The 7,971-nt window shown below is 54.7% G+C and carries 8 protein-coding genes; 1 reads left to right on the forward strand and 7 read right to left on the reverse strand.

The annotated features are described in order from the left end of the window. The coding region (locus AC13CY_RS10795) for a helix-turn-helix domain-containing protein (RefSeq protein ID WP_483052506.1) at positions 1-270 on the reverse strand (270 nt) is incomplete at its 3' end. A gap of 223 nt (positions 271-493) precedes the next feature. Here AC13CY_RS10795 and AC13CY_RS10800 point away from each other — a divergent pair. After that, positions 494-742 (forward strand): GGDEF domain-containing protein, encoded by a 249-nt coding sequence (locus tag AC13CY_RS10800; RefSeq protein WP_287838203.1) that lies wholly within the window; start codon positions 494-496, stop codon positions 740-742. Positions 743-827: 85 nt separating this feature from the next. Here AC13CY_RS10800 and rfbC read toward each other — a convergent pair whose 3' ends face one another. From rfbC to AC13CY_RS10830, 6 genes are all read right to left on the reverse strand, one after another. Further along, a complete protein-coding gene (gene rfbC, locus AC13CY_RS10805) occupies positions 828-1,376 on the reverse strand; it encodes a dTDP-4-dehydrorhamnose 3,5-epimerase (RefSeq protein ID WP_083025558.1) in 549 nt (182 codons plus the stop codon). Then, entirely contained in the window at positions 1,376-2,260 is an 885-nt protein-coding gene (rfbA, locus tag AC13CY_RS10810; protein WP_044630563.1) for a glucose-1-phosphate thymidylyltransferase RfbA, read from the reverse strand. Before rfbA ends, rfbC begins: the two co-directional genes overlap by 1 nt. A gap of 30 nt (positions 2,261-2,290) precedes the next feature. After that, positions 2,291-3,202 (reverse strand): dTDP-4-dehydrorhamnose reductase, encoded by a 912-nt coding sequence (gene rfbD / locus AC13CY_RS10815; protein ID WP_483052507.1) that lies wholly within the window; start codon positions 3,200-3,202, stop codon positions 2,291-2,293. Positions 3,203-3,613: 411 nt separating this feature from the next. Continuing rightward, a complete protein-coding gene (rfbB, locus tag AC13CY_RS10820) occupies positions 3,614-4,672 on the reverse strand; it encodes a dTDP-glucose 4,6-dehydratase (RefSeq protein ID WP_172514657.1) in 1,059 nt (352 codons plus the stop codon). Positions 4,673-5,183: 511 nt separating this feature from the next. Further along, complete coding sequence (locus AC13CY_RS10825) at positions 5,184-6,926, reverse strand: LTA synthase family protein (RefSeq protein WP_172514658.1); 1,743 nt, start codon at positions 6,924-6,926, stop codon at positions 5,184-5,186. Between the two features lie 3 nt (positions 6,927-6,929). Beyond that, the gene (locus AC13CY_RS10830; RefSeq protein WP_483052508.1) at positions 6,930-7,823 is read right to left on the reverse strand and encodes an acyltransferase family protein; all 894 of its coding nucleotides are present in this window, start codon (positions 7,821-7,823) and stop codon (positions 6,930-6,932) included. Between the last annotated feature and the right edge of the window lie 148 nt (positions 7,824-7,971).

Below are 7,971 nucleotides of genomic sequence, written 5' to 3' on the forward strand. Positions count from 1 at the left end.
GAACGCACTTTGTTGATGGCGCAAGCATTGTTGCAGTGGCACCGAACTAACCTCGGCTAGAAAGGCGGTGTCCGGCTGCTTCTTTAACTGTGTTAGGAACGCGCTGGCATCGTTATAGCCGATCTTTTCCTGACGCTGATAGAACGCGTCGGTGCGATAGCGCAGTACCGAGTTCCAGACAAACCGCACGCACCCAAACGTCCGCGCCAACAAGGCTGCTTGCTCAGGCGTGGGATAGAAGCGGTATTGGTAGGTGCATTCGGCTTTCATGCTTTACACTTTAGACGAAATATTGTAAGGATGCAAAACACAAGGCGTCCTGGCGGACGCCGTGCTATCCATCCTCGCACTAAAAGTACGAGGTTTTCCGCGCTAACTGATAAAAGTATCACCATCCGCTACAACAATGCCAATTTTTATTAGCCAAGTCGGCGAAACTTACTAACGTGAAACAGAGAACTATAACAGCGGCAATACTTCCTTTTCCTGCAAAATGGTGGTCTTACCTGGAGAAGATGCTAACGGTGCCAAAAAGTTTGCCCAACGCATCGCCTATCGATTACAAGAGCAACCCATGACGTGGCACGAAGACCGGCTCGTTTATGTGACGGTCTCGATTGGGGTTGCCTGCCTCAACGATGGCGGCTTTACCAACAGCACCGAGCTCATCAATGCCGCCGACAAAAGCATGTACTTTATTAAACACAGCGGCCGCTGCGGTATTGCCGTATACGGGCACTAACCTAGCCGTTTAATGATTGCTCCCGCACTCAGCGGGGGCCTTACTCACAGCTGATCGAGCGACTGTCAGCAGCGCAAATTAAACGCTACTCATATACCTCAGCTTCAGACAGCTGACTACCCGCCTGATCTTTTTCCGACAGCGCAATCTCTACCGGCAACGTGGGCCACTCAATGGCAAGCTCCGGGTCATCGAAACGGATGCAGCGCTCTGATTCAGGGTGGTAGTAATCAGTGGTTTTGTACAAGAAGTCAGCGGTTTCTGAAAGCACTACAAACGCATGACCAAAGCCTTCCGGCACCCACAGTTGGCGATTATTGTCAGCAGACAGCTCAACGCCTACCCACTGCCCAAAATGCGCCGAATGGCGGCGCAGGTCTACCGCCACATCCCACACGCTGCCCTGGGTAACGCGCACCAGCTTACCTTGCGGCTGCTCAAGCTGGTAATGGATGCCACGTAGCACCCCCTGGCGAGAGCGGGAGTGGTTATCCTGCACAAACTCGCGCTTGCACCCGGTCGCCTCTTCAAACGCTTTTTGATTAAAGCTTTCCATAAAAAAGCCACGGGCATCGCCAAACACCTTAGGGGAAAGAATGAACACCCCTGGTAGAGACGTTTCTTCAACCTGCATTAGTGGCCACCTTTAGCATCTAAACGGTTTAACAAGTACTGACCATAGCCGGTTTTTGCCAGTGCCGTGGCGCTTTCACGCAGCGACTCATCGCTTAGCCAGCCCTGCTGCCAGGCAATCTCTTCCAGGCAAGCCACTTTCAGTCCTTGGCGGTGCTCAATGGTTTGCACGTACTGGCTCGCCTCTAACAGGCTATCGTGGGTACCGGTATCCAACCAGGCAAAACCACGGCCCAAGCGCTCGACGCGCAGGTCGCCACGCTCTAGGTAAGCATTGTTCACGCTAGTAATTTCCAACTCGCCGCGTTCAGAAGGCGTGACCTGCTTGGCGATCTCGACCACATCGTTATCGTAAAAATAGAGCCCGGTAACTGCGTAAGGCGACTTCGGCTTGGCGGGTTTCTCCTCAATAGAGACCGCCTTACCGTCAGCATCAAACTCCACTACCCCGAAGCGCTCTGGGTCTTTCACCAAATAACCAAACACCGTAGCACCGCTGGTTTGTGCCGCCGCCCGCTTTAACTGGTCTGAGAAGTGTTGACCGTGGAAAATGTTATCACCCAGCACCAAGCACACCGGTGCATCGCCAATAAACTCTTCACCAATAATAAACGCCTGCGCCAAGCCATCTGGGCTAGGCTGCACTGCGTACTCAAAGCGCACACCGAAAGAGTCGCCATTGCCCAGCAGGCTTTCATACTGAGGCAAATCTTCCGGGGTAGAGATAATCAAAATCTCGCGGATGCCAGCCAGCATTAACACCGAAATCGGATAATAGATCATCGGCTTGTCGTAAATCGGCAGCAGCTGCTTTGAAACACCGCGCGTGATGGGGTGCAGACGCGTACCGCTGCCACCTGCCAAGATAATGCCTTTACGTTGCATCGTATTGCTCCTTGCTCGTTACCCGCAGAACTAACGCGAGCTTGCTATTTCTTCCACGGTTAGCGCCAGCTGGCTTTGCCAACTGGGCAACTGGATGCCCAACGCTTGTTCAATTTTATCAACGCCCAGCCGAGAGTTAAGCGGGCGAACCGCTGACGTAGGGTAATCGCTTGTTGGTATGGCTGAAACTCCCTCAGGAGTAATCTCCAACGGTAGCCCAAGGTTGCTGGCTAACTGGAAAATCTCGCAGGCAAAGCCATACCAGCTCGTCGCCCCTTTAGGGGCTAAATGATACACACCGCTCTCGATACCCGATGCCGTGGCTGTTTGTAGCTGAGTACCGTGTAGCTTAGTAAGCGCTTGCTGTGTGACTAACGCAATCAGCCGCGCAGGCGTTGGCGCACCAATTTGGTCACTTACAACGCTTAAGGCGCTACGCTCAGCCCCTAAACGCAACATGGTTGATAAAAAACTCTTACCATGGGCGCTGTACACCCAGCTAGTGCGGAAAATCAGATGCTGGCAGCCACTCTTAGCGACCGCTTCATCGCCTGCTAGCTTGGTAGCCCCATAGGCATTGCATGGCCCCGTGGCATCGCCTTCCTGCCAGGGAGTATCACCCTCACCGTTGTAAACGTAATCCGATGAGTAATGTACTAACCAAGCACCCCGCTGCTGGCAATACGTCGCCAACTGCGCGGGCAGCTCCGCGTTCAACCGCGTTGCCGCCTCAAGGTCTGTTTCAGCGTTATCGACCGCCGTATAGGCAGCAGCATTTACGATAAGGTCAGGTTGGTGTTGTGCCAAAAACGCATCCACGGCGTCAGCATCCAACAGATCCAAGGCCGCCCGGTTAGGCGCCACAATCTCACCAAGCGTAGCCAACTGACGGCGTAGCTCAAAGCCAACCTGGCCACTGCCGCCAGTGATCAGAACCTTCATAACCCATTCCTTTGTGAAACACTTGAATTCATCATCATACCAACCTGAGTACTACGTCAGTGGTAAGCAGCGTTAGCTCGCGACCGTTTGGGCTTACAGCCTACTTAAACCAAGGGGTGCTTTCAGCACCCATCGCGCGCTGAAGCGCCCTCCTACGGCAAGGCTTGCAACCCGGCTGAATACAGCACCTGTGGGAGGCAGCTTTAGCTCGCGACCGTTTGGGCTTACAGCCTGCGTAGACTAAGGGGTGCTTTCAGCACCCATCGCGCGCTGAAGCGCCCTCCTACATGAAGCCTTACCAACGCGGACCACCTATCAAATAGCCTCCAAAAAGGCTACTTGGCTGAATACAGCACCGGCGGGAGGCAGCTTCAGCTCGCGACCGTTAGGCCACCAACACCGAACTCAGAGCTACAAGCTACCCAAACGTTCCCCTTGGTAGCTGCCATCCTGAACCCGCTGCCACCACTGCCGGTTTTCCAAATACCACTGCACGGTTTTACGCAACCCGGTTTCAAAGGTTTCTTCTGGCTTCCAGCCAAGTTCACGCTCAATCTTGCTGGCATCAATGGCGTAGCGCAGGTCGTGGCCTGGGCGGTCTTGTACAAAGGTAATCAACTCACGGTAGGAACGCTCGGCAGGCACCAGATCCTGCAGCAGGTCGCACAGCGTTTCCACTACTTCAAGATTCGCCTTCTCGTTATGCCCGCCGATATTATAGGTTTCACCTACCACGCCTTCGGTGATGACCTTAACCAACGCACGGGCGTGGTCTTCTACATATAGCCAATCACGCACCTGCTGGCCATCGCCATAGACCGGCAACGGCTTACCCGCCAGGGCGTTCAAAATCATCAGCGGAATGAGTTTTTCAGGGAAGTGATAAGGCCCATAGTTATTCGAGCAGTTGGTTACCAACACCGGCAGCCCAAAGGTACGGTGCCAAGCCCGCACCAAATGGTCAGAACTTGCTTTACTGGCCGAATAAGGCGAGCTGGGCGCGTAAGGGGTTTCCTCGGTGAACAGATCTTCCGGCCCTTCTAAATCTCCATATACTTCATCGGTAGACACATGATGGAAGCGGAACGCCGCCGCCTTTTCAGGGGCCGTGGCCTGCAAGCCCTTCCAATACTGGCGGGCCGCCTCTAACAGCGTATAAGTACCCACGATATTGGTTTGAACAAACGCCGCCGGGCCATCAATGGAACGGTCTACATGGGACTCCGCCGCCAGATGCATCACCGCATCCGGCTGGTAGCGCTCAAAAATAGCCGCCATACGGGCAGCATCGCCAATATCCGCGTGCTCAAACGCATAGCGCTCGTTGCCCTCCACCGCGGCCAACGACTCCAGGTTACCGGCATAGGTGAGCGCATCTACGTTGACCACCGCATGCTGCGTATTTTCAATCAAATGACGCACCACCGCCGAGCCGATAAAGCCCGCACCGCCTGTAATCAAGATGTTCATCTTAGCTCCAACAAAAGAGGACCCAGCCATACACCGGTGATAAGCATCCGAACCAAACGCTATACAGGACGCACCCATATAGAGTCATATCACCGCCAATAAATTGTGGCGGCAACGATACCAGAAAACCCACCAAAGCGGCATGCCAGGTTTTAGCGCGCTCCAGCAAAGCATTTCACTTGAACGCTAATACCTGATAAGTCACTACCCCATTTAAGAAAAACCCCGGTAAAGAGCCTGCAACCTCTGCAGTAGCGGTCACCGCACCTGCATAAATTACTGCGCCTGATCAACGAGGGCCTGACGATTTTCTGCTTAGGATATAAACGGTTTACCGTCATGCATTAGCCGCTGCCCGGCCACACACGACAAAGGCTAGCCGCAACCTCGTCATCACCCAGCATTGCCATCTGAAGCTTCCTATGCGGTATAGGCTGCTTCATAGCGATGAAATACTAGATGCTGATACCATTAAGCTATTTGCTCATCAGTAAAAACAACACTGTTTTAGTTAAGGCTCCAGCGCCAAGCGTTGCCGAGCTAATGCGTCCAATAACTGCTGCCGCCTCCCGCTCTCTAACCCTTCGTTATTAACGAAGTAGCTATCATCACCCATTACTTTGATCGTACCCTTACCTTCAGGACAGTAAACGTTCACCCTATCGCGTTGGTCGCCCCGCGCATGCATCATGCAGCGCGGTTCGGACGCAGCCACATCCAACCCATCCCGCAGCGGCCCATGTAGGCAAACACGCTCACCCTGTTGGCGCAGCAGCGTAGGCATGATATCGGCCTGATGAAAAGGCAACGTTACCTTACCCGGCTCCACACCTCGGCCTAGCATAAACCCCGGAATACGAGACACCGCCCCCAACCCAAAACGCGCCTGCTCCTCGGCAGTGACAAACGTCATCGCCCGGTGGTCGCTGACCACTACCAACGTCCCCTCTTCCAAGAAGCCACTCGCAGCCAGTTGATCAATAAACTCACCTGCCGCCTTATCCATATAACGGAATACCGCCTCTTCGCTACGCTCCCCGGAGTAAGGGTGCACATAAGGGTGGTGAGAACTGACATTCTCAATCACTGTTAAGCTCGCAGCATGGTCTTGCCGCAGGCGAGTAATATGCGCCAATGCGCTGGAATACAACACATCATCCGGCACAGCGCCAAAGTGGCCACGTTCAACACCATCAAACGCCGGAGCATCGTGCCCCCACAGCGCCTCAAACCCCAGCTGGGACAACCACTCCCCCTTGCGGGTGTATGCCAAATTGCCAGAAGTCATAAACGTAGTCTGATACCCCTGCTTTCCTAATTGAGCAGGCAGAGAATTCTCAATACCCCAAGCCCCCTCAAATGCACCCTGCTGGTGCGCTGGCAGAATCGGCAACACCACATCGCGGCCGGTTAATAAAGAAAACAAACCCTCGTTAGTATTAAAGCCACCGGCATACAGCGTCTCGAATTGACGGCCCTGAGCTGCCCATGCATCCAACCTTGGCGTCCAATCATTCACGCCCAGCCACGCCTGGCTATGGTAGGTAGACCAGGACTCCAGCACTAACATCACCACATGGTCACGCTGATCACGCCCCGCCCAACACTGCTCTGGCGGGCGCTCGGCCAATAATCGCTCCTGAGTCGCATGGCTATAAGGGGCAGCCAAGCCCGTCGGCCAATTGGCCTGCACCACATTTTTCAATGCCCACTCATGCACATAACCAGGAGGTGTATAGGCCCACGCGCCACCCCCCAGGCCCGCCAGCGCGATACCGCACAGAACAATGCCCCGCCGAGATATTGGCTCGCTTACCGGCCACCACCACAGCGCAGCCCCCAGCACTAAACCCCCAACTACCAACAACTGGTGCAACAGCGGCCACTGCAACACTAGCGCCAAGGCTTGTGCGGTATCAGCGGTATACACCCGAATATCCGCCAACATTAAACGCGTACTAAACTGGGACATCACCCACATATCGGCGGCGTACAGCGCCACGCCAAGTAATGCAACACCCCGCCACACCCCACGCCACAACCACCCACGGCGGCCGAATGACACCACAAACAGCGCCACCACGACCGCCCAATACGGCACATCTGATGCCAACACATTGGGCACCACACAAGCCCGGCAGCCCAACACCTCGTAAGACATTGCCTGCAATACAAACAAACGCCGCCCCAACAAACACAGCACCAGCAACCCAACGATGCCCCCCACCACACCCCAGCCATAACGCAACTTCACGCACTACTCCCTTTTACCATCGCGCGGCAACGCCGCCGCAGGCTGGCGGTGCCACTTCGCCAACCGAGGTTTACTCCAACGCTGAAACGGAGATTCCACAAAGCGCCACGAAAGCCACGCCACACCCACGGAAAGCCCCACAGAAAGCACCACCGCCACACTAGCGGGCAGTGCATCGCTCATCCAATAAACAGGCAGGTTATGAAACAGATAAACCCCGAAACTAATGGTGCCCAAGAAGCTGAGCAAACCAGTGCCGCGTGCTGCCAGCGGGCTATGAATCATTGCCCAAAATAGCAGCGCATACAGCACCACCATAGCCCCCCGGTAAGCAAACGTCTCACCCAAGAAAAGCACACGGGTAAGCCACTGGTAGTAAGCACCGCACACCACAATCAGCAGCATAATGCCCACCGCCAGCCACGTATAACCCCAGTGCAACGGCACCGGCCGACGATGCGCCCTAGCCCCCAGCCAGCCACCCAACCAAAAAGCATATAAATGTAGCGGTGCCACCCACAGCTCAATGCACCCCTCTCGCCAAGTGGTCACGTTTAACCACAGTGCCCCAGCGGCTAGCAACATCAGCACCACCACCTGCCAAAAGCGGGGCGTTATGCGGGGTAAAAAAGCCACCAAAGCAAAAAACGTAAAAAACACCGCCAACGACCAAAACGGCGGGTTAAGCGCAAACACCGTTGCCCTATCCGGCGTGGAAAGCAAAAACGTAAGATGATGGGCCGTCAGCAGCGGCCACTCGGCCAACGGTATTTGCCGCGCCAACAAATAAGCCAGCAACGCCACCAAAAACGCCGGATATAAACGCGTTAAACGTTTAGCAAGATAGTACCAGCCCCGGTGGCGCTCCCAGTTAAAGGCATAATATCCCGACACCACAAAAAAGGAGTTATTGTCAAATTCTGTGTATGGCCGGTCAGGCGGCAGTCCTGTCTGACTGATCGGTCAAGGGTTCGCCGTCCTTGAACTGGACGTTGTTCACGACCAGCTCCAGCTTGTTGAACCCCTTGATCCGCTTCCAGCGCTT

Source organism: Vreelandella sp. L-15, assembly GCF_056857635.1.